At 70.7% G+C, this 20,431-nt stretch carries 18 protein-coding genes; 8 read left to right on the forward strand and 10 right to left on the reverse strand.

The genetic code is table 11. The features are described from left to right. The first annotated feature begins 139 nt into the window (after positions 1–139). Entirely contained in the window at positions 140–1,669 is a 1,530-nt protein-coding gene (locus tag ABZ371_RS10010) for a UDP-N-acetylglucosamine 1-carboxyvinyltransferase (RefSeq protein WP_358676100.1), read from the forward strand. A 628-nt stretch (positions 1,670–2,297) separates the two neighbouring features. Next, a complete protein-coding gene (locus tag ABZ371_RS10015) occupies positions 2,298–2,897 on the forward strand; it encodes a snapalysin family zinc-dependent metalloprotease (RefSeq protein WP_358676103.1) in 600 nt (199 codons plus the stop codon). A gap of 66 nt (positions 2,898–2,963) precedes the next feature. Here ABZ371_RS10015 and ABZ371_RS10020 read toward each other — a convergent pair whose 3' ends face one another. The 8 genes from ABZ371_RS10020 to ABZ371_RS10055 all read right to left on the reverse strand — a co-directional run bounded on the left by ABZ371_RS10020 (position 2,964) and on the right by ABZ371_RS10055 (position 13,095). Then, on the reverse strand, positions 2,964–4,652 hold the full coding sequence (locus ABZ371_RS10020; RefSeq protein ID WP_358676106.1) for an alpha-amylase family protein: 1,689 nt from the start codon (positions 4,650–4,652) through the stop codon (positions 2,964–2,966). A 2-nt stretch (positions 4,653–4,654) separates the two neighbouring features. Then, positions 4,655–5,653 carry a TIGR03885 family FMN-dependent LLM class oxidoreductase gene (locus ABZ371_RS10025; protein ID WP_358676109.1) on the reverse strand — a complete coding sequence of 333 codons (999 nt, stop codon included), beginning with the start codon at positions 5,651–5,653 and terminating at the stop codon, positions 4,655–4,657. 56 nt (positions 5,654–5,709) lie between these two features. Continuing rightward, complete coding sequence (locus ABZ371_RS10030) at positions 5,710–7,410, reverse strand: alpha-glucosidase (protein WP_358676112.1); 1,701 nt, start codon at positions 7,408–7,410, stop codon at positions 5,710–5,712. Positions 7,411–7,728: 318 nt separating this feature from the next. Beyond that, on the reverse strand, positions 7,729–8,070 hold the full coding sequence (locus tag ABZ371_RS10035; RefSeq protein WP_358676114.1) for a hypothetical protein: 342 nt from the start codon (positions 8,068–8,070) through the stop codon (positions 7,729–7,731). A gap of 210 nt (positions 8,071–8,280) precedes the next feature. Continuing rightward, entirely contained in the window at positions 8,281–8,553 is a 273-nt protein-coding gene (locus tag ABZ371_RS10040) for a DUF3253 domain-containing protein (RefSeq protein WP_358676117.1), read from the reverse strand. Positions 8,554–8,796: 243 nt separating this feature from the next. Then, positions 8,797–9,390 carry an isochorismatase family protein gene (locus ABZ371_RS10045; protein WP_358676120.1) on the reverse strand — a complete coding sequence of 198 codons (594 nt, stop codon included), beginning with the start codon at positions 9,388–9,390 and terminating at the stop codon, positions 8,797–8,799. 542 nt (positions 9,391–9,932) lie between these two features. Further along, on the reverse strand, positions 9,933–11,366 hold the full coding sequence (locus ABZ371_RS10050) for an endo-1,4-beta-xylanase (protein WP_358676123.1): 1,434 nt from the start codon (positions 11,364–11,366) through the stop codon (positions 9,933–9,935). A gap of 670 nt (positions 11,367–12,036) precedes the next feature. Then, positions 12,037–13,095, reverse strand: a complete 1,059-nt coding sequence (locus ABZ371_RS10055) for a LacI family DNA-binding transcriptional regulator (RefSeq protein ID WP_358676126.1) — start codon at positions 13,093–13,095, stop codon at positions 12,037–12,039. Between the two features lie 639 nt (positions 13,096–13,734). Between ABZ371_RS10055 and ABZ371_RS10060 the strand changes: the two genes are divergently transcribed. From ABZ371_RS10060 to ABZ371_RS10085, 6 genes are all read left to right on the forward strand, one after another. Beyond that, positions 13,735–14,700, forward strand: coding sequence for a glycoside hydrolase family 6 protein (locus tag ABZ371_RS10060; protein WP_358676129.1), 966 nt, complete (start codon positions 13,735–13,737; stop codon positions 14,698–14,700). Positions 14,701–15,015: 315 nt separating this feature from the next. Next, complete coding sequence (locus ABZ371_RS10065) at positions 15,016–15,510, forward strand: hemerythrin domain-containing protein (protein WP_358676132.1); 495 nt, start codon at positions 15,016–15,018, stop codon at positions 15,508–15,510. Positions 15,511–15,902: 392 nt separating this feature from the next. Continuing rightward, positions 15,903–16,328 (forward strand): STAS domain-containing protein, encoded by a 426-nt coding sequence (locus ABZ371_RS10070; RefSeq protein WP_358676135.1) that lies wholly within the window; start codon positions 15,903–15,905, stop codon positions 16,326–16,328. Between the two features lie 32 nt (positions 16,329–16,360). Continuing rightward, positions 16,361–17,017, forward strand: a complete 657-nt coding sequence (locus ABZ371_RS10075) for a response regulator transcription factor (RefSeq protein WP_358676138.1) — start codon at positions 16,361–16,363, stop codon at positions 17,015–17,017. Next, complete coding sequence (locus ABZ371_RS10080; protein ID WP_358676141.1) at positions 17,014–18,123, forward strand: PAS domain S-box protein; 1,110 nt, start codon at positions 17,014–17,016, stop codon at positions 18,121–18,123. Before ABZ371_RS10075 ends, ABZ371_RS10080 begins: the two co-directional genes overlap by 4 nt. Then, entirely contained in the window at positions 18,120–18,527 is a 408-nt protein-coding gene (locus ABZ371_RS10085; RefSeq protein ID WP_358676144.1) for a response regulator transcription factor, read from the forward strand. The genes ABZ371_RS10080 and ABZ371_RS10085 overlap by 4 nt, the downstream gene beginning before the upstream one ends. 33 nt (positions 18,528–18,560) lie before the next feature. Here ABZ371_RS10085 and ABZ371_RS10090 read toward each other — a convergent pair whose 3' ends face one another. Beyond that, positions 18,561–19,517, reverse strand: coding sequence for a sensor histidine kinase (locus tag ABZ371_RS10090; protein WP_358676147.1), 957 nt, complete (start codon positions 19,515–19,517; stop codon positions 18,561–18,563). Further along, a complete protein-coding gene (locus ABZ371_RS10095; protein ID WP_358676149.1) occupies positions 19,514–20,371 on the reverse strand; it encodes an MEDS domain-containing protein in 858 nt (285 codons plus the stop codon). Before ABZ371_RS10095 ends, ABZ371_RS10090 begins: the two co-directional genes overlap by 4 nt. Positions 20,372–20,431: the final 60 nt, after the last annotated feature.

The raw sequence follows: 20,431 nt of genomic DNA on the forward strand, positions 1-20,431 counted from the left end.
ACGGGCGGGCGGTCGGGACCCGCCGGGGCCAGCCTTGGGGGGGGGGGCCCCCAGCGGGCCCCGCACCCTCGACACGCCTTCGGACACGCACCCCCCCCCCGACGAGTCCTCATCTCATATGTGAGATAGCGTTCACCGCATGGAAGACGACTACCTCGTACGTATCGGCAAGCTCATCCGTGACGCGCGTCAACATCGGGGCTGGACACAGTCGCAGCTCGCCGAGGCGCTCGCCACGAGCCAGAGCGCCGTCAACCGCATCGAGCGCGGCAACCAGAACATCAGCCTTGAGATGATCGCGCGCATCGGTGAAGCCCTCGACAGCGAGATCGTGTCGCTCGGCTACGCGGGCCCCATGCACCTGCGGGTCGTCGGCGGCCGCCGGCTCTCCGGTTCCATCGACGTCAAGACGAGCAAGAACGCGTGCGTGGCCCTCCTCTGCGGCTCCCTCCTCAACAAGGGGCGCACCGTGCTGCGCCGGGTGGCACGCATCGAGGAGGTCTTCCGGCTTCTGGAGGTCCTCAACTCCATCGGCGTCCGCACCCGCTGGATCAACGAGGGCGTCGACCTGGAGATCCTGCCGCCCGCCGAGCTCGAACTGGACGCCATCGACGCGGACGCCGCGCGCCGCACCCGCTCCATCATCATGTTCCTCGGCCCGCTGCTGCACCGCACGGACCGCTTCACCCTCCCGTACGCGGGCGGTTGCGACCTCGGCACGCGGACGATCGAGCCGCACATGATCGCGCTGCGCCGCTTCGGGCTCGACATCGCGGCGACCGACGGGCTGTACCACGCCCAGGTGGACCGGGCGGTCAAGCCGGGCCGCCCCATCGTCCTGACCGAGCGCGGCGACACGGTGACCGAGAACGCCCTGCTGGCCGCCGCCCGGCACGACGGCACGACCGTCATCCGCAACGCGTCCTCCAACTACATGGTCCAGGACCTCTGCTTCTTCCTGGAGGCGCTCGGCGTAGGCGTCGAGGGCGTCGGCACGACGACCCTCACCGTGCACGGGGTGCCCGAGATCGACGTGGACGTCGACTACTCCCCCTCCGAGGACCCGGTCGAGGCGATGAGCCTGCTGGCCGCCGCCGTGGTGACCGAGTCGGAACTGACGATCCGCCGGGTCCCCATCGAGTTCCTGGAGATCGAGCTCGCCGTCCTGGAGGAGATGGGCGTCGACTGCGACCGCACGGCGGAGTACCCCGCCGACAACGGCCGCACCCGCCTGGTGGACCTGACCGTGCGGCCCTCCAAGCTGGAGGCGCCCATCGACAAGATCCACCCGATGCCCTTCCCCGGGCTGAACATCGACAACGTCCCGTTCTTCGCGGCCATCGCCGCGTCCGCGCACGGCCAGACCCTCATCCACGACTGGGTCTACGACAACCGCGCCATCTACCTCACCGACCTCAACCGCCTCGGCGGCAGGCTCCAGCTCCTGGACCCCCACCGCGTCCTGGTCGAGGGCCCGACGCGCTGGCGCGCGGCCGAGATGATGTGCCCGCCCGCACTGCGGCCGGCGGTGGTGGTGCTGCTGGCGATGATGGCGGCCGAGGGCACGTCCGTCCTGCGCAACGTCTACGTCATCAACCGCGGATACGAGGAGCTGGCGGAGCGGCTGAACTCGGTGGGGGCGCAGATCGAGATCTTCCGGGACATCTGACCGGCGGGGTGTCGTGCCCCTGGGCTGCACGGGGCACAACACCGCTAAAAGCCTGATTACCTGCAGTTATACCTTTCCTCAACCTTCCATTGATCACCGCTGCTTTTCATCACCTTGGGCAAACGTGTGCAAGAAAATCATGAATGGGTAACGGTGCGTCAAACACGCCCGCTTGCCCGTCATTCTTCACGGAGAGTGCTCACCGGAGGGGCCTCAGCATGCCCGCCGAGGAAACATCGGACGGTTACGAAGCACGCAATGGTCCGTACAGGTAGCGGATCGCTGACCGGTCCGTGACCATCTATCAGGCCGAGACGCAGATCGGCAGGGAGAGCCTCACGCCTGAGCCATCACCGTCATGAAAGCTGTCGGTGCAGGCTCTCGGGACCGAGAGCAGGTCTTTCCCAGGTCCGGATACGGCACAACCACCTGGAATCCGGCAGCCGCATGATCGCGACCACACCGCTCTTTTCCAGCCCTACCTTGATGACAGGGGCATGATAAGCACGGAGCGATGGGCATAGTCCTGAGGCCCCGGAGAACCCGCGACCGGCCACTGCGCCGGTCGCGGCCCCTCCCCGCTCTCGGTTCGGAGCGAACCGAGTCCCCCACGAGTGAAGGGACAGCAATGCCGCACTCCTCATGGCTGAAGGCAGCCGGCGCCGCCTTCGCGGTCGCCCTGGCCACAGCAACAGCAGCTCACGCCGCACCCGCACCCGCGCCCGCGCCCGCACCGGAGTCGACCGCAGCGACCAGCGTGGCTGCCGTAGTGACACTCCGCTACGACGACAGCCGCGCAGGCGGCTGGGAAGCGGCGATCGCCGCCGGAGTCGCCTCGTGGAACCGGAACGTCAGCAACGTCAGGCTCGTCGAAGCCGCACCCGGCACCCGGGCCGAGATCCAGATCGTCGCCACCAGTGGCTGGCCGCAGGCGACACTCGGACCGGTGCGCCCGGGTGGCCAGGTGCGTGTCGAACTCGGCAGCCAGGCGGTGTCCCAGGGCTATGACAGGACCCGTATCGCCACCCACGAGATGGGGCACAGCCTGGGCCTGCCCGACACCAAGCCCGGCCCGTGCTCCCAGCTGATGTCGGGGTCGGCTGCGGGCACCAGTTGCACGAACGCGGTTCCGAACGCGACTGAGCGATCCCGCGTCGAGTCCGCCTACGCCGGCGGCCTCGCCTCGCTCGTTCCCGCCGACGGCCGCACTCTGGTGGACGCTCCCTAGCCGGCGGGCCGGCCATCGCGCGAGGTGCCCGGCCACTCCGTGCGGCCGGACACCTCGCGCGTCGGATCACACCGCTGTCGCCCGATCCGGGTCGTCCAAGGGGGTGTTGACCCTCAGCCACCGGTAGCCGTACGGGTCCAGCGCGACATCGACGAGGCCGGCGGCCGCCGACTTGAGGGTGTCACCGGTGAAGACATCGGTGAGCAGCCGGCCGCCCCTCAGTCCCGGGACCTCGACGGAGGCGGTGACGGACCGCTCGGAGAAATTGTGCAGCACGAGCACCGTGCCGCCCTCCAGCGAACTGAGATGGACCAGCACGCCCGGATCGTCCGCGTCGATGACCCGGTAGTCGCCCCAGGCCAACTCGGGGGTCTCCCGGTAGCGTTCGATCAGCGTCCGCATCCGACCCAGCGGCGAAGCCGGGTCGTGCGCCTGGTCGTGCACGTTGACCTTCGTCGGGCCGAACGCACCCGTCACGACGGGATTGGGCAGCTCCACTCCCTCCCCCGCGGTGAAACCGCCACTCTTGTCGGGCGTCCACTGCATCGGGGTGCGGACGGCCTGCCGGCCCTCGGCGGCGAGGTTCTCGCCCATGCCTATCTCCTCGCCGTAGAACAGCACCGGTGTGCCGGGCAGGGAGAAGAGCAGACTGTACGCCAGTTCCACGCGCCGCCGGTCGCCGTCGACCATCGGCGGCAGGCGGCGGCGCAGGCCCCGGTCGTAGAGCTGCATGTCCTTGTCGGGGCCGAAGGCGGCGAACACCTCGGCGCGCTCGTCGTCGTCGAGTTTGTCGAGCGTGAGTTCGTCGTGGTTGCGGACGAACGTCGCCCAGTGCGCGTCGCGGGGCGCCGCGGGGCGCTCCCGGAGAGCCGCCGCCAGAGGGGCCGCCTCGCCCCGTGCCATCGACAGGTACATCTGCTGCATACCGATGAAGTCGAAGCACATGGTCAGCTCGTCACCGCGGGAGGACTCCGAGTCGCCGAAGAACTTCGCGGTGTCCGGGTAGGGCAGGTTCACCTCGCCCAGCAGCACCGCGTCACCGCTGCGACGTCCGAGGAAGGCCCGCAGGTCGGCGAGGTACTCGTGCGGGTCGGGCAGCTGGTCCGCGTCCTCCTGGCCGTCGGTCTCCAGCAGGAACGGCACCGCGTCGACCCGGAATCCCGACAGTCCGAGCTGCGTCCAGAAGCCCATGATGCGCGCTATCTCGTCACGGACCGCCGGGTTGGCGACGTTGAGGTCGGGCTGCTGCTTGTAGAACCGGTGCAGGTAGTACTGCTCGGTCGTCCCGTCGTACTCCCACACGCTCTTCTCGGCGTCGGGGAAGACCACACCCTCGGGGCCGTCCTCCGGCGGGCTGTCGCACCAGACGTACCAGTCGCGGTACTTCGACGTGCGGCTGGAGCGGGCGTCCTGGAACCACGGATGGTGGTCGGAGGTGTGGTTGACGACCAGGTCGGCGATGACCCGGAGGCCCCGGTCGCGGGCGGTGCGCACGAACTCGGTGAAGTCGCCCAGCGTGCCGAGCCGGGGATCGACGGCGTAGAAGTCGGTGATGTCGTAGCCGTCGTCGCGTTCCCGCGTCGGATAGAACGGCATCAGCCACACGCAGGTGACACCGAGGCGCACCAGGTGGTCGATGCGCTGGGTCAGGCCCGCGAAGTCGCCGGTGCCGTCGCCGTCGGAGTCCTGGTACGTCTCCACGTCCAGGCAGTAGACGACCGCGTTCTTCCACCACAGGTCGGAGGTACGGGTCATCCTCATCGGACACCCTCCGCGACGGCGGCCGGGGGACGGGTGACGTCCAGTTGCGGCAGCACCTTGGCGCCGAACGCGTCGATGAAGGCGCTCTGCTCCTTGCCGACGTGATGCAGCATGACGGCGTCGAAGCCCAGGTCGGCGTACTCCTGGAGCCAGGCCGCGTGCCGGCCGAGGTCGTCGGAGATGTTGACGGACTCCGCGACCCTGTCCGGTGAGACGTGCTCGCTGACGTTGTCGAACAGCTCGGCCGAGTCCAGGTCCCAGCTCGCCGGTGGCCCGTGCACATTGGTGCGCCACTGGTCGTGGGCGAGTTCCCGGGCGGTCCCCAGGTCGGGGGCCCAGCTGAGGTGCACCTGGAGGTGCAGCCGGCCGGCGCCACCCGCCGAACGGTAGGCGTCCACGATCCGGCGCAGCGTCTCGTGCGGCGCGTTGACCGTGATCAGGCCGTCCGCCCACTCCGCGCACCACCGCGCGGTCGCCTCGCTGCACGCGGCTCCCACCAACGGCGGCACCGTCTCCGGGCGCGTCCACAGCCGGGCCCGGTCCACGGTCACCAGCCCGTCGTGGCTCACCTCCTCGCCGCGCAGCAGCGCCCGGATGATGTCGACGCACTCGCGCAGCCGCGCGTTTCGGACGTCCTTGCGCGGCCAACGGTCGCCGGTTATGTGCTCGTTGGACGCCTCACCGCTTCCCAGCGCCGCCCAGAAGCGGCCTGGGTACATCGCGGCGAGGCTGCCGATCGCCTGCGCGACGATCGCCGGGTGGTAGCGCTGGCCCGGGGCGTTCACCACTCCGAAGGGGATCCGGTCGGTGGCCTGGAGCGCCGCGCCGAGCCAGGACCAGGCGAAGCCGGACTCACCCTGCCGGACACTCCAGGGCGAGAAGTGATCCGAGCACATCGCGGCGGTGAAGCCCGCGCCTTCCGCGCGTACGACGGCTGCCAGCAGGTCGGCGGGAGGCACTTGTTCGTGGGAGGCGTGGAATCCGTAGACGGTCATGAGGCCCGCGTACCCGGTACCGGAGGGATCATCGATCGCCGTCGCGCCCGCTCGGCTCAGTCGTTGCGCCGGTGCACCCGCGCCTCCCACGGGGCGAGCACGAGGCGGCCGGGCCGCGCGGGGACCGAAGGGCCGTTGCTCATGACGAGTTCGGCGCCGTCCCATCCGGCGGGCATGGGGGCGGAGGCCGTGTCTCCGGTGAAGTTCCCGACGACCAGGAGCACGGTGCGGCCGTGCCGGCGTGTGAACGCGTAGATCCGCTCGTCGTCCGGCAGCAGCATCGTGAAGTCGCCGTGCACGACGGCCGGTTCCTGGTGCCGGAGGGCGATCAGCCGGCGGTAGTGGTGGTAGACGGAGCCGGGGTCCGCCAGGGCCGCTTCGGCGTTGACCTCGGTGTGGTCCGGGTTGACGGGGATCCACGGGGTGCCTGTGGTGAACCCCGCATGCGGGGACGCGTCCCACTGCATGGGTGTACGGGCGTTGTCGCGGCCCATCGCCCGTAGTCCCGGCAGGACGTCTTCGGGTCGCGCCCCCGCGCGCAGGGCTTCCGTGTAGTGGTTCACGGACTCGATGTCCCTGAAGTCCTCGATGGTGCGCAGAGGCGCGTTGGCCATGCCGAGTTCCTCGCCCTGGTAGACGTACGGCGTGCCCCGGTGCAGGTGGAGCACGGTCGCGAGCATCGTCGCGGACCGGGTCCGGTGGCTCGGTCCGTCGTCACCGAACCGGGAGACCACCCGGGGCTGGTCGTGGTTGTTCCAGTACAGGCTGTTCCACCCGACGTCGGCGAGGCCGGACTGCCAGCGGCCGAGCGAGGCCTTGAGGTCGGTGAGCCGCAGCGGGCGGGGATCGAACTTGCCCCGCCCGTGGTCGAGCCCTACGTGCTCGAACTGGAAGACCATGTCGAGCTCGGCACGCGCCGGATCGGTGAACAGGCGGGCCTGCTCGACCGTCACCCCGGGCATCTCCCCGACGGTCAGCAGCCGGCCCGGGTACCGGGCGATCACCTCGCGGTGCATCTCCTGGAGGTAGTCGTGTATGCGGGGTCCGCAGACGAAGTAGGGCGAGCCGTCACCGTACGGCCCCTGTTCGTGCACCTCGCCGTCGGGGAGGGCGGGATCCTTGGAGATGAGGTTGACGACGTCCATCCGGAAGCCGTCCACGCCCCGGTCCAGCCACCAGCGCATCATCGCGTACACGGCCTGACGCATCCGGGGGTTCTCCCAGTTGAGGTCGGGCTGCTTCGGCGAGAAGAGATGGAGGTAGTACGCGTCGCTCGCCGCGTCCAGCTCCCAGGCGGCGCCGGAGAAGAAGGAGCCCCAGTTGTTGGGTTCGCGTCCCTCACGTGGCGGACGCCACCAGTACCAGTCGCGCTTCGGGCTGGCCGGGTCACGTGACTCCTGGAACCATGGATGCTCGTCGGAGGTGTGGTTGACGACCAGGTCCATGACGAGTTTCATCCCGCGCTCGTGCACGGCGGCCAGCAGCCGGTCGAAGGCCGCCAGGTCACCGAAGACGGGGTCGATGTCCTGGTAGTCGCTGATGTCGTACCCGTTGTCGGCCTGCGGGGAGGGGTTGACGGGCGACAGCCAGAGCACGTCGACGCCGAGCCCGGACAGGTGGTCCAGGCGTCCGGTGAGACCGTCCAGGTCGCCGACGCCGTCACCGTCGGAGTCGGCGAAGCTGCGCGGATAGACCTGGTAGACCACCGCGGACCGCCACCACGCGTCCTCGGCGTGCCCCGTGTCGTCGGCTGCCATCGGTGGACTCCTCTCGCCCGGGGTGGGGAACGTGAGTCTCCTTTCCCCGGGGGCTGAGGTCATACCGCTCAGGGCGGCCTCACCGGCCGGGCGCCCCGGCTTCCCCGGGACGAACCGACGCGCTGGGGCCATCCCCGCGCGCACCGACCGGCGCCTTCTCGGCGAACTCCCGCGCGAGGCATGTCGGACCTCGCCCTTCAGCGGTCCCGTGCCGGAGGGGCACAGCGGTCCGCTTCGAAGCGGCAGGGGTCCAGGGACCTGATCGCTCCGTGCACCACGAGCCGGAGCCTCGTACCACGCCCAAGGAGGCGACCCGCCTCACGGTGCGCGCCCTCCCTCCTCCCGCTCAGCCTGGTCGAGCTCGTGGAGCCCCCGCTCCCAGCGCAGCCGGCGAACCTCGGCAGACTGCTCCCACCAGGGATCACCCCGCTCACCGAGCGCCACCTTCGCGGTGTTCACACGTTTCCGCGCCCGGCCCTCGGCCTTCGCGTCAGCGGCGCGGCGTGCGGCAGCCACCCCGCGGCGCGCCGCCATCAGATGATGCCGTAGGCGGGAGGCGGCGTCCTCGGGGATCTCAGGATCCGTCGCACGCCATCGGCGGTGGTCGACGACCACGTATCTGCCGTCCGGAGTCCGCTCCGGGTCCGCGGGAGGGTTCATCCGGTCGATGCTGTCCCGCGGTTCGGACGGACGACATCAGGACACGCGGTCAACCGCGATCTTCCCCCAGGTCCAGGACGCCTCGTTCCTCATTCTCCGCGCGTGTCCGTGAGTTCCGGCGCGTACGCGATCCGTCCGCTTGCCTGAGCCGGAGGTCGGGGGCGCCTCATGGCACCCGTCCCGCCGGGTGCCACACGAGCGGGACGGACCTCAGCGGGCGCGGCGGATGCGGATAGGGCCCCGGACCTTCGAGGGCTCGACGGGGCTACCGCCCTGGGTGATCTCCACCTCACCGGCCTCGACCAGCCGGTGGGCCGCGCGACGTGCCGGCTCCATCAACGCGCGCCAGCCGTCGCCCTCCCCTTCGTACACCGCCCGTGCGGCATCGGAGGGGCAGATCGTGGCTTTCGGGTCACGCCGCTCCAGCAGCTCCATGATGGTCCGTTCCAAGCGTCGGTCCATCTGCCGCACGTCGTCCTCCACTCATCCAGTCTCGCACCCTGGAGCGAACGGCTCCTCGGCCGGCATGGCCAGCGGAAAGTCCGGGTGGGCCGCGGCCCTGCCCGGCCTTCCCCGACGGCCGGTTGCCGAGGCGGCGGCTCCCCCGCTCCCGCCCTGCTCGGCGAGCCGGACTAGCGCAGCCCACGAGGGTGCGCCGTGCCGCCGTGTACGGCGGCTCGACACACCCGTCACTCGCCCGCTGCCACTCCGGTCCGCCCCGAAGCGCTACTGCGGTACCGGCGTCTCTCCGGACACGAGGATGCCCGCCTCACGGAAGTCGTCCAGGGTCGAGGCGACCGTGTCGGGGGCGACGCCGACGGAGTAGTCCAGGCGTACGTGCGCGCGGAAACCGGCCTTCACCGCGTCCAACGCTGTGGCGCGCACGCAGTGGTCGGTGGCGATACCCACCACGTCGACGTCCTCCACTCCGCGGGTGCGCAGCCAGTCCGCCAGGGACGTGCCCTGGTCGTCGGCGCCTTCGAAGCCGCTCTTGGAGGAGCTGTGGGCGCCTTTGAAGAAGACGGCGTCGACCTTGCCGCCGGTGGCGGCGGGAGCGAAGTACGGGTGGAACTCGCCGCCCGCGTCCCCGGCCACGCAGTGCACGGGGAAGCTCTCCTTGAAGTCCGGGTTCTCCGAGAAGTGGCTTCCCGGGTCGATGTGGTGGTCGCGGGTGGCCACGACGTACTGGTAGTCCCGGCCCGCGCTCCGCTCCACCAGCTCGGCGATCCTTGTCGCGATCTGCGCGCCGCCTGCGACGGGAACGCTGCCTCCTTCACAGAAGTCGTTCTGCACGTCTACGACGATCAAGCCTCGGCTCATTGACGAGCCCCCTTCACCAACGTCTTGGAACAGCGGTCGGAGTCACCGGGCCTCCACCGCCGCCGGCACGGAACGCGGGTGGCGCGCCGACCGCGGCGGCATCCGGTCCGTGTTCTACCGGCCCTCATGGCGCCGCCTCATGCCCGACGACCGTCTCTCACCCGCACGGACGCGGAAGTTCACCGCAGTAACGTTTCGCAGCACTGTTCGGCCTCCTGGTTGTCCGCCCGGGCGGGCGTGGGGGCTAGCCGCTTCGCGCGTCGGGACTTCGCGCTCGCCCTGGACACGACGCCGGCGTAGGAGGCCGGGACGGTGGACCCTCGGGTCCGTCTTCACGAACGCCCGGTGGGACACGGTGCAACACCGGGCCGCGCCCCTTCCGGCATTCTGGGGCCCAGACCCTGCGCGGCCACGCACCCGCCCCGGCCACGCGGAAATCGCGTAGCCGGGGCGGTGTCACGCGCGCCGGCGCGGGAGGCACGTGCGGAAGGGCGGGAGACGCCGCGCCCTCGGTTCCCCGCCGCGCCGCCCGTGCCGGTGCGTCAGGTGCGGGTCCAGCGCTGGTTGCTGCCGTTCGAGCAGGAGTAGAGCTGGATCAGGGTGCCGTTGGCGGTGCCGTTCCCCGAGGCGTCGAGGCAGAGGCCGGACTGCACGCCGACGATGGCTCCGTCGGAGTTGAGGCGCCACTTCTGGTTGTCCCCGCCCCAGCAGGTGTAGATCTGCACCTTCACGCCGTTCGACGTGCCCGCGGCGTCCAGGCACTTGTCTCCGAGGACCCTGAGCTCGCCCGCGTCGGTGTAGGTCCACTGCTGGTTGGTCCGGTTGTTGCAGTCCCACAGGTGGACCTGGGTGCCGTCGGTGGTGGTGCCGTTGGGCACGTCCAGGCAGCGGCCCGAACCCACGCCCTTGACCTGGCCGGAGCCGGCCGGAGGTGTGGTGGTGGAGCCCCCGTTCAGCGCGTTCAGGACCGAGGTGTAGGCGGCCTTCTTGCTGCCGTCGCCGTTGAACAGGAGCGGCGTGTGCTCCGATCGCCAGGAGTCGGTGTCGCGTACACCCCAGACGGTGATGCCGAGGCAGCGCGGGACGGCCAGGCAGTCGTTGGTCACGTTGGCGTAGGTCGTGCCCGAGGCGCCCTGGATGTCGAGCTCGGTGATGGCCACGTCGACCCCGAGGGCGGCGAAGCTCTGGAGGGTGGTGCGGAAGTTGCTGTTGTAGGGGCTGTCGTTGTTGAAGTGCGACTGGAAGCCGACGCAGTCGATCGGCACGCCGCGCTGCTTGAAGTCCCGGACCATGGCGTACATGGCCTGGGTCTTGGCCCACGTCCAGTTCTCGACGTTGTAGTCGTTGTAGCAGAGCTTGGCGGCCGGATCGGCGGCGCGCGCCGCGCGGAAGGCGACCTCGATCCAGTCGTTGCCGCTGCGCTGCAGGTTGGAGTCACGCCGGGCTCCCGAGCTGCCGTCGGCGAATGCCTCGTTCACGACGTCCCACTGTGCGATCTTGCCCTTGTAGTGGGACATGACGCCGTTGATGTGGTCGGTCATCGCCTGGCGCAGCGCACTGCCGCCGAGGCTCTGCATCCAGCCGGGCTGCTGGGAGTGCCAGGCCAGGGTGTGGCCGCGCACCTGCTTGCCGTTCTGCACCGCCCAGTTGTAGACGCGGTCGGCGCCGGAGAAGTTGAACTGCCCCCGCTGGGGTTCGGTGGCGTCGATCTTCATCTCGTTCTCGGCCGTCACCATGTTGAACTCGCGGGCGGCGATCGTCGTGTACGCCGAGTCGTTGAGCCTGCCCGAGGCGATGGCGGTGCCGAAATAGCGGTTGCTCTGCGCCGCCGCGGCGCCCAGCGTGCTCTCGGCGGCGTGTGATGTCTGCGGGGTCACCAGAACGGCGATCGAACTCAGGAGGCCGACGATCAGCGCCAGGCACAGACCCCCGATCTTCCCGCGGACGGTAATGGGTCGAATGGCGTCCAAGCCCATGGCTATGCCTCCAGGTCGGAAATACGGAAGGGTGGACGTGAGGCGGAGTCGATCCGCGCCGATGGCCCCCGTGACCATCGAACAAAGGCCTTCTCATCAGCGCGTAAGGGGTCCGTGCCGGTCTTCGGCCCCGGCACCTCTCAGCGGACCGGTGACGCCGCCGCGGGACTCAGTGTGGAAATGCGGCAGGGACATGTCAAGGGTTGAGCGGGAATTCCGGGATTCCCCTCCGATTACCCAGGTACGGAATTACGGGCACGCAGGAGGTCGCCGATAACACGCACCGGCAATGTGACGACAATGCGAAGAGAATGCGACGGCGATTGCCGCGCCGGAACGCCACCTGAGGGTTTTTCGCGTATTGCTGATGTGTTGCCGCCGCCGACAGGGCGACCGATCCGGCGCGGCGACTGCCGAGGCGCACCGGGTGCGACCCCACGGGGCCTACTCGGGCCGGGTCGCGACACCGTCGCACAGGGCGGGGCGATCCGGCTGGAAGGTGGGCAAGGTGGCTGTCTCCAGGGTTGGCATCGACACACCTTCCGGAAGTTATCCGATAATTATCGGGCGACGAGCACGCAAGTTACGGACCCTCGTACGGGGTGTCAACGGCCTGGACGGAACCGGCGGTTGCCGTCCCCGAGGCCCGCCGGGGACGAGCAGCCCGCTCTCACGCGCGCCGCGGCGCCGCCGTACTCGCCCTGACCACCAGTTCCGTGGCCAGCTCCACCCGCGGCGAGGCCGGGGTGACGGACCGGGCGAGGTCGAGGACGGCCCGGGCCGCCATCCTTCCCATGTCGGACAGGGGCTGGCGGACCGTGGTGAGCGGCGGCGCCGACCACCTCACTTCCGGAAGGTCGTCGAAACCGACGACGCTCATGTCCTGCGGCACCCGCAGGCCCCGGCGGCGCAGCGCCTCGATCGCACCGAGCGCCATCTGGTCGCTGGCGGCGAACACCGCGGTGGGCGGATCGACCAGGTCCAGGAGCCGGTCGCAGCCGGCGAATCCACTCTCCGGGTAGAAGTCCCCCGGCACGATCAGCGTGTCGTCGACCGGCACGCCCGCGGCGTCCAGAGCGGCCCGGTAGCCGTCGAGGCGGGCTCGCGAGCACAGCAGCCTCGGCGGTCCCTCGATGAAGCCGATCCTCCGGTGGCCGAGGCCCAGCAGGTGCTGAGTCGCGGACATCCCGCCGGCCCAGTTGGTGGCGCCCACGGTGGGGACGTCCATGGCGGCCGAGCCCGCCGGGTCGATCACCACCAACGGCACGCCCAAGAGGCGGAGTTCTTCATGGAGTCCCGGCGCGAGCACCGAGGTCACGAGGATGACACCGTCGGAGGCGCGGGCCCGCAGGTTGGTCATCCACTGCTGCGCCGCGCCCGCCCGGCCGTGGATCGCGGAGACCACCGTCCCCACCCCCGCCTCGTGTGCGATCTCCTCGACGCCCCGGATGATCTCGACGGCCCAGGGACTGTCCAGGTCGTTGAAGACCAGGTCCACCAGCACCGAGCGGTCGCCGGGCGAGGCCGGACGCCGCTGGTACCCGTGCCGGCGCAGCAGACCCTCGACACGGGCCCGGGTGGCGGGCGAGACGTCGGAGCGTCCGTTGACGACCCGCGAGACGGTGGGCACCGACACCCCCGCCTCCTGCGCTATCTCGGTGATCGTCACCTTGGCCGGCCGGCCCGGGCTCTGCGTGGTTCCCTTGCGCTGGACGCCTTCCCGGGCCACCTGTCCACCTTCGTCGAAGTGCTGGTCCGAAAACGCCTCCGGACCTCTTCCGGAAACCGTAGGACATGCCGTCGGCCGGCCGCCGGGCGAGCCGGACATCGGTGGGGGTACCGGCTGTTCACCGCGGCAGGCCGTGCCTCCGAGGGGTGGGGCGCGAGGACGGTGGACGGCTCGCCGCGCAGGGCACCGCCGAGCTCGCGCCGGTCGTCGGGTCCGTAAGCCCCGGCAGCCCTCGCTGCCTCTCAGCCCCGGAACTTACGAAAGAACGTCGAATCATCACCCTTGGCGATGATCAGAAAAGCAGCTCCGGACAGGCCGGACGAGTACCGATTCCCGGCCCGACAGCTTCTCACCTGCGGTAATCATCCCGACGCTTTCGCCCTGCCGGGCGAATAGTGCCAGAACCCTTGACGCCACCGACCGGCCCCCTATCATCCAAGTTGCTCGATAACCCGGTCCGCGTTCGATATCGCGAACACGAACCGCAGGAGTGGCGCCCACGACGGCCCGGCGGCGAGGAGCCGCGACGCCGGTACGTCGCATGGGAGCGCTCCCAGCCATTCATCGCGCTTTCTCAGCGCGCCGCACGCTCGGGACGAGAGCGCGCGGCGCCTCCCTGCCAGGAAACGAGGTAGCTCCATGCGCCACGGACTCCGCACCCTGCTCGCCTCGCTCGCCGCCCTGCCGCTGGCCCTCGCTGTGGCACCCTCCGCACACGCGGCCGATCCGACCACCATGACCAGCGGCTTCTACGTGGATCCCGACTCCAGCGCCAAGAGGTGGGTCGCCGCCAACCGCGCCGACGGCCGGGCTCCGGCCGTCGACGCCTCCATCGCCGCCACCCCGATGGCCCGCTGGTTCGGCTCGTGGAGCGGCACGATCGGCACCGCCACAGGCGCGTACGCGGGTGCGGCGGACCGGGCGGACAAACTGCCCCTCCTGGTCGCCTACAACGTGTACAACCGCGACTACTGCGGCGGGCACTCCGCCGGCGGGGCCGCCTCGCCCGCCGCCTATGCCGACTGGATCGCGCAGTTCGCCGGCGGGATCGCCGGCCGCCCGGCCGTGGTCATCCTCGAACCGGACTCCCTCGGGGACTACGGCTGCATGAGCCAGGCCCAGATCGATCAGCGCGAGGCGATGCTGACCGGCGCTCTGACCGAACTCGGCCGCCAGGCCCCCAACACATGGACGTATCTCGACGCCGGCAATCCCGGCTGGGCGAACGCGGCCACCATGGTCCAGCGCCTCCACGAAGCCGGGCTCCGGCAAGCCCATGGCTTCTCCCTCAACGTGTCCAACTACTTCACCACGGCCGAGAACACCGCGTACGGCAACGCCGTGAACAGGGAGCTGGGAGCCCGCTACGGCTACACCAAGCCGTTCGTCGTGGACACCAGCCGTAACGGAAACGGCTCCAACGGCCAGTGGTGCAACCCGTCGGGCCGGCGCATCGGCACCCCCACCCGGACCGGCGGAGGTGCCGAGATGCTGCTGTGGATCAAGACGCCGGGTGAGTCCGACGGCAACTGCGGCGTCGGTGCGGGCTCGTCCGCCGGCCAGTTCCTGCCCGAAGTCGCCTACAAGATGATCTACGGCTACTGAGGCGCTCCTCCGACCCGGTGCGTCCGGCCTCACCACCGGGGCAGGACCCCGAGCGCCCTGCCCCGGCCCTCTTCCTCACTCACGGTGTCCGGCCGGACGGACGACGGCTCTTTTGGTGAAGCGCTTCCCGGCGGTCCCGTCCGGAGGACCCGCGCGCCGGGCCCCTTCTCCGCGCACCGCACGGCACGCGGAGAAGCGGAGCCCACGGACAGGGCGTACGCCCGGCGGGCGGCTCCCCCGGACCACCGGGTTTCGCGGCTTGTCCGGTCGTCCGGGGGGTATCAGCGGAGCAATGTCCGAGGAGAGGAGCTTGTGGTGTCCGAAGCGCGTGACGTGGTGGCCGTGATTCTCGAGGACCATCGCACGATGGAGGAGCTGCTGCGGCGGATGCGGAGCGTCGAGGAGGACCGGGAAGCGGCCCTGCGGGAGTTCGCCGCCGTCCTGATCGCCCACGGAGAGGCGGAGGAGGCCGAGGTGTACCCCGCGCTCAAGCGGTTCCGCAACGTGGACAACGAAGAGGTCGAGCACGGCGAGGAGGAGCACCACGAGGGCAACGAGGCGCTCCTCGCGTTGATGGAGGTCGACGAGGTCGGCTCCGAGGAGTGGGACGAGAAGCTGGAGGAGCTCGCGGGCGCGATCACCCACCACCTCGACGAGGAGGAGCGCACGATCCTCAACGGAGCCAGGGAGAACGTGCCGGACGCCCGGCGTGCGGAGCTCGGTGCGGTGTTCCTCCGTGACCGGGAGAAGCACCTGCGGGCCGACTGCGGACACATCGACAACGTCCGCGCCGTCGTCCGGGCGCACTGAGCTCCGGCACCGCCCGGAGGCGTTGTTCCCTGAGCGCCGGACCGGGCGCCCGCCGGCCCGGCGCCCGCCTTCCCGCGGTGTGGTCACCAGGTCGCCCCGGATCCCCGTGTTCGACCAGGCGCCGCCCGGCCGGGGCGGGGGGCGCCCGGTCGCCGGTCTGCCACCCGCGGCGCGCCCCCGCCCGCCTTTCACCCCTGACACGCCGTCGGCGTCCACCGGTGCGTGTTGACTTCCACGCCTAGTGCAGATTCACTAGGTCGTCACTGGTGCCCTCGCACTACGAAGGAGTGATGCGGAAGTTGTCGACCGGGAGCACGTCCAGAAGGCGGATTCCCGCGACCGCGCTGCGCGGGTACTCCCCCGCACGTGAGCACGGAGAGGTACCGAACGCCGTGACCGTCTACCCGTTCACCTCGCAGGCCGCGGTGCACTCGGGCGTCGCTCGAGTGACCCTCGCCGGCGAACTCGACCTCGATACCGCCCCTTACGTGCACGACGCGGTCACGGCATGTCTGGCGGAGGGGCCCACGCGTCTCCGCCTCGATCTGAGCGACCTCACCTTCTGCGACTGCGCCGGGCTGAGCGCCCTGCTCCGCGTACGCGCGACGATCCTCGGGGCCGGTGTGGACCTCGTCGTGGAAGGGGTGGGAGCGCAACTGGCGCGGCTGCTCTCCCTCATCGGGGCGGACGACGTCTTCGCGCGGGGGAGCACTCTCGGGCACGCGGAGCCGGCCCACCGCGCCCCCGGCCGGGGCGCGGCCCTGCGCGGCCGAGCCGCGGTAACCGCGGACTCGGCGCATCCGGATGTCCTGGCGTGATCGTGCAGCCCGCCACCTGCGAAGATGCACACATGCCTCCCACCTCTCCGAGCAGCCGGCCCGTCCGAATCCTGGTGGTCGAGGACCACGACATGGTCGCCGAGGCGCTGTGCCTCGCGCTGGACCGCTCGCCCGATCTGCAGATCGTGGGCCGCGCGGGGTCGCTGGCGGCGGCGCTGGTCGCCGCCGGGCAGCACGAGCCGGACCTCGTCCTGATGGACCGGCGCCTGCCGGACGGTGACGGGGTCGGCGCCATCGCCGACCTGCGGGCACTCCTGCCGGACGTGCGCGTACTCGTCCTGACGGGCGAGGTCAGCGGGTCCGTGGCCGCCCGCGTCGCGGAGACGGGCGGAGCCGGCCTCATCCTGAAGGCCCGCGGCCTGCGTGATCTGGAGGACGCCGTCCGCAGGGTGGCGGCGGGCGAGGTGGTGTTCGGCCCGGACCTGCTGGGTGACGTGCTGGGACACCTGACCGGCAGGACGCCCGGGCTCGGTGCGAACCTCACGCCACGGGAGCGGGAGACCCTCCATCTGCTGGGGGAGGGCCGAGGCACCGCGGAGATCAGTGAGCTGCTGGGGGTGGCCCTGAACACGGGGCGCAACCACGTGCAGCGGGTCCTGGAGAAGCTCGGAGCCCGTTCCCAGCTGGAAGCCGTGACGATCGCGCGTCGGGAGGGACTCCTCACGTGACGGGGGACGCCCGACCGCGGACGAACGCGCGGAGGGAGGCCGCTCCGCCGTCGGAGACGGCCTTCACGCTGCTGGTCCAAGGGGTCCTGGACTACGGGATCTTCATGCTCGACCCCCAGGGCTACATCATCAGCTGGAACGCGGGAGCGGAGCGGATCAAGGGATACAGCGCCGCCGACATCCTCGGGGAGCACTTCTCGGTCTTCTACCCGCCCGAGGACCAGTCGTCGGGTAAGCCGCAGTGGGAGCTGGAAACCGCCGTGGCGGAAGGCAGGCTGGAGGACGAGGGCTGGCGGATCCGCAAGGACGGCTCCCGCTTCTGGGCCAACGTGGTCATCACCGCCCTGTGGGACGCGCAGGGTGTACTCCAGGGGTTCGGCAAGGTCACGCGCGACATGTCCGAACGGCGGGCGGCGCAACACGCCCTCACCGAGCGACGGCGGTTGTTCGGCCACCTGGTCCAGGCCCAGGAGACGGAGCGCCGCCGCATCGCGTGGGACGTCCACGACGACTCCATCCAGGCCATGGTCGCCGTCGGGATGCGGCTGGAGCTGCTGGCGGAACGGGTGCCGGAGCCGTTCTCCGCGGAGCTCCAGCGCCTCGACGCGACGGTGCGCGAGGCGATCGGCCGCCTGCGCAGCCTGACCTTCCGGCTCCATCCGCCCGGGATCGACAGGCACGGCCTGGTCGACGGGCTCTCCAGCCACCTGGAGGGCGTCGTGGGTTCCTCCTGGGGGATGGCCTACTCCTTCGAGCACGAGTTGGAGCGCGCACCCACGTCCGAGACGGCCATCACCGTGTTCCGCATCGTCCAGGAAGCCCTGCTGAACGTGCACAAGCACGCACGTGCGAGCAGGGTCGGCGTCCGGGTCGAGTCCGTCGACGGCGGCCTGCTGACGCGTGTCGTGGACGACGGGACCGGCGCGCCGATGTCCCAGGACGGCACGCACGAGCACTTCGGAGTCATCGAGATGCGGGAGAGGGCCGAGACGGCCGGCGGGTGGTGGTCCATGCGCAGCGTGCCGGGCACGGGTACGACGGTCGAGTTCTGGGTGCCCAACCCCCTTCCGCTCCAGGAGCCCGCGCCGAAGGACGACACCCTGTGAGCGGGAACGCGCCGGACGTCCCGGGACCCCCCGGCGCCCCGTTCACCGTGCTCCTCTGTGACGACAACGTGATGCTGCTCGACGTCATGAGCGAGGTCATGGGCGCACAGCCCGATCTGGAGGTCGTGGCCACCGCGTGCGACGGCGAGCAGGCACTCCGGCTCGCCTCCCTGCATCAGCCGGACCTCGTCGTCCTGGACGTCCGCTTCCCCGGCGGCGGCCACACGGTGGCCAGGGGAATCGCACGGTGTTCACCGCCCAGCCGGATCGTGGCGTTCTCCGCCTACGGCGACAAGACGTCCGTGGAACAGATGACGAACGCCGGCGTCTCGGAGTACGTACTCAAGGGTGTGGGCAACCGGGAACTCCTCGCGGCCGTGCGCCGCGCGGCCGGTTCCCGCTGAAGGGCGGCAGGAGATGCCCGGGGCCTTCCCGGCTCACTCCGTCCCGAGGTGGAGGCGCAGGACGAGGCCGCGCGCGCCCGCCCGGATCTCGACGAGGTCACACAGCTGATGCATGATCCACACGCCTCGGCCGCCGGTCGCCGCCCGGGGGTCTGGTCGGCGGCGCCCCGTGAGCGGATCGGCCAGCAGCCCCTGATCGCTGATCTCCGCGACGAGCTTCCCCTCGGCACGCCACATGCGCAGCGTCCCCCGGCCGCCTCCGTGCCGCACCGAGTTGCTGGTCGCCTCCCCGATGGCGAGGAGCCAGTCCGTGCGGCGGACCGGCGGCAGTCCGGCGGCGGCCGCCCAGCGGTCGGCCTCGTCACGCGCCAAGGCCAGGCCCCCCTCCTCGAAGGGGATGACGACGGCCTCCGCCGGCTCGGGCAGCGGCGTGTCGCAGTCGCGGCACACCTCGTGCGGATCGGTGTAGTGGGAGCTGGCACCGTAGGCCACCGAATCACCGACGACCGGGTGGGTGCGGTACGCCTGCGCCAGCACCTCCTCGGGCAACGCCGTGTCGTAGGGACAGAGAATACTGACCCGGCGACCGGTGAAGGCGAGGTTGATCAGCGCTTCGTGGCGGGTGGCCTCCCACGCCTCCGCCCGCGTACGTCCGACCCAGATCGGCTCCCCCACGATCGACACGTGGGCGTGCGCGGCCTCGGCACGGTCTGCGAACTCCTGGAGCATCGAGAGGATGCGTCCCGGATTGCGTCCCGCCTGGTACATGTCCACCCAGGTGACGCCGCTGTCGCCGTCGACGAGATCGCGCAGGAGCGCGAGCCGTGGGCCGGGCACGGCCACCAGCACCGGGTGCCCGAGGTCCGTGGCGTCCCGCACGAAGGTCCCGACTCCGGCCAGGTACTCGTCCTGGGTGCCGTAGAACAGGGCCGGGTGGTGGAAGGGGGCCTGCCGGCCGGTACCGGCCGCAGCCGGTTCGTAGGTCGTCATCGGTCCACGACCTCCACGCTCGCGTCGAACTCCGGGAACAGTTGCAGTAGCCGCCGCAGCGACGGCGGAGGCTGCCGGATCCGCAACGGCGGCCCGTCCGGCCGCCCGGCGGCGCCTCCGGTCAGCACCGCCAGCGAGGCCGCGTCCAGGTGGCGCACGGCCGCGAGGTCCAGCTCCGCCCGCGGGGTCTGCGCGCCCGAGACGACGGCGGCCGCGGCCGCGACCGTGTCACGGGTGTCGTATCCGGCGGAGCCCGACATCCGGAGACCGGGGCGGTCGGCGAGAGGGGCCAGCCACAGAGCCGGGGCGGCGTGCGACTCCCCTCGGTGCGTCAGATGGGCACTCGCCAGTACGTCCACGCAGGCGTCGGACATCAGGCGACGGTCGTAGAAGCACCACGCCGTCAGCGGCAACCGCGCGAAGACCTCGTGGTGGATGCGCAGCTCGTACTCCAGCAGCCGGTCGGCGCCGGCGACGTCCCTGTTCGCCCAGGACATCTCGCCGATCGCCCAGACCCCCGGGTATCCCGAGGCGCCGGCCTCGTCGACCGCTTCCTGCCACAGCCCGATCATCGCGTCCGGATCGAACCCTGAACCGGCCAGGTACGTCTGCGTCGCGACCGACAGGGACAGCTGTCCGCGTGCCACTGCGCCCGCCGCGTCGATCCCCGCGTCGGTGAGCGCGGCCAGTACCCGCTCGGGGTCGGTGGTGTCCGCGAAGTACTGCACGCGCCGGCCCCTCGCCAGCCCGCTGCGGACGAAGGCAGCGAGATGCCCGGCCCACTGCCGGTCGTCGGAGAAGACCACGCTGGAGTGACACCCCTCCACCGGCTCCCCCTCAGAGGGTTCCGCCACCCTCCGCACCATCGCCATGCCGCGTGCCTCTCGCCCCATCGGATGCAGCCGTCCCGAACA

Origin of the sequence: Streptomyces sp. NPDC005899, from assembly GCF_040629645.1 — a bacterium.
Taxonomy (GTDB): Bacteria; Actinomycetota; Actinomycetes; order Streptomycetales; family Streptomycetaceae; genus Streptomyces.

What these genes read in the sequence shown, in the direction of transcription:
- ABZ371_RS10010 (WP_358676100.1), top strand. Translation starts at nt 140, where the DNA reads ATGGAAGACGACTACCTCGTACGTATCGGCAAGCTCATCCGTGACGCG.
- ABZ371_RS10015 (WP_358676103.1), top strand. Translation starts at nt 2,298, where the DNA reads ATGCCGCACTCCTCATGGCTGAAGGCAGCCGGCGCCGCCTTCGCGGTC.
- ABZ371_RS10020 (WP_358676106.1), bottom strand. Translation starts at nt 4,652, where the DNA reads ATGACCCGTACCTCCGACCTGTGGTGGAAGAACGCGGTCGTCTACTGC.
- ABZ371_RS10025 (WP_358676109.1), bottom strand. Translation starts at nt 5,653, where the DNA reads ATGACCGTCTACGGATTCCACGCCTCCCACGAACAAGTGCCTCCCGCC.
- ABZ371_RS10030 (WP_358676112.1), bottom strand. Translation starts at nt 7,410, where the DNA reads ATGGCAGCCGACGACACGGGGCACGCCGAGGACGCGTGGTGGCGGTCC.
- ABZ371_RS10035 (WP_358676114.1), bottom strand. Translation starts at nt 8,070, where the DNA reads ATGAACCCTCCCGCGGACCCGGAGCGGACTCCGGACGGCAGATACGTG.
- ABZ371_RS10045 (WP_358676120.1), bottom strand. Translation starts at nt 9,390, where the DNA reads ATGAGCCGAGGCTTGATCGTCGTAGACGTGCAGAACGACTTCTGTGAA.
- ABZ371_RS10050 (WP_358676123.1), bottom strand. Translation starts at nt 11,366, where the DNA reads ATGGGCTTGGACGCCATTCGACCCATTACCGTCCGCGGGAAGATCGGG.
- ABZ371_RS10060 (WP_358676129.1), top strand. Translation starts at nt 13,735, where the DNA reads ATGCGCCACGGACTCCGCACCCTGCTCGCCTCGCTCGCCGCCCTGCCG.
- ABZ371_RS10075 (WP_358676138.1), top strand. Translation starts at nt 16,361, where the DNA reads ATGCCTCCCACCTCTCCGAGCAGCCGGCCCGTCCGAATCCTGGTGGTC.
- ABZ371_RS10090 (WP_358676147.1), bottom strand. Translation starts at nt 19,517, where the DNA reads ATGACGACCTACGAACCGGCTGCGGCCGGTACCGGCCGGCAGGCCCCC.